We start from the raw sequence: 1,044 nt of genomic DNA on the forward strand, positions 1-1,044 counted from the left end.
GAAGTGGAGTCGCGTGGTGTCGACGGTCAATTCGATTCGAAAACCTGACCAGACGGGACTGCGTGGGTCGACCCAGGCGATCATGAGCGCTGCGTCCTCCAGGTCATCAAGCACATCAGGGTCGCCCGTGTCAACAGCCGCTGCATCCAGGTAGAAGTGCACGAGCATGTCTGATCCGAGGGCTTCGGTCAGTTCGGCGTCCACGACTATGCGCGGAGCATTGTTGTCCGACAGGGAGGCGTCTTCCATGGCTTCGGGACGGATGCCGACCACTAACTCGGCACCGTCGTAGCCAGCCAAGGCTGGTCGCTCAGTCAGAACAGAGTCAGCGAGAGGAAGTCGGTTGTGGCCCAGTTGGATAGTCCAGTCACCATCTACTGACCTGAGATGTCCTCGGCGCAGGTTCATTGCCGGTGCACCGATGAAGCCTGCTACGAACACGTTGTCGGGAGAGTCGTAGAGAGCCGATGGTTCATCGGTTTGCTGGAGAACTCCATCTCTTATTACAGCCACCCTGTCACCCATGGTCATGGCTTCCACCTGGTCGTGGGTGACGTAAAGAGTCGTAGCTGCCAGACGTCTGTGGAGCCTGGCGATCTCGGCACGCATTTGGACCCGAAGCTTGGCATCCAGATTCGACAACGGCTCGTCCATGAGAAATACCGCTGGGTCGCGAACTATGGCGCGACCCATAGCCACCCGTTGGCGTTGACCACCCGACAGTTGTGCCGGTTTGTTGTGGAGCAGCGACTCCAACTCCAATATTCTGGCTGCTTCTCCCACCTTTGTCTCGATTTCGGCTTTCGGCATTCCCGACAGGCGTAGAGCAAATCCGATGTTTCGGGCCACGTCCAGGTGTGGATAGAGGGCATAGTTCTGGAACACCATGGCAACGTTGCGATCCTTGGGCTCCACGTCGTTCATAGGCTCACCGGCAATCGTGAGAGTTCCCGACGTGATCGTTTCAAGCCCCGCGACCATGCGCAACGCAGTGGACTTGCCGCAACCGGATGGTCCCACGAGTACCAAGAACTCGCCGTTGGC

Annotated in this window: 1 protein-coding gene; it reads right to left on the reverse strand. The window is 58.3% G+C overall.

Annotated elements, in window-relative coordinates:
- The coding region (locus QGH30_09735; GenBank protein MDP7022612.1) for an ATP-binding cassette domain-containing protein at positions 1 to 981 on the reverse strand (981 nt) is incomplete at its 3' end.
- Between the last annotated feature and the right edge of the window lie 63 nt (positions 982 to 1,044).

It is taken from the genome of Candidatus Krumholzibacteriia bacterium, from assembly GCA_030748535.1.
Taxonomy (GTDB): domain Bacteria; phylum Krumholzibacteriota; class Krumholzibacteriia; order JACNKJ01; family JACNKJ01; genus JASMLU01.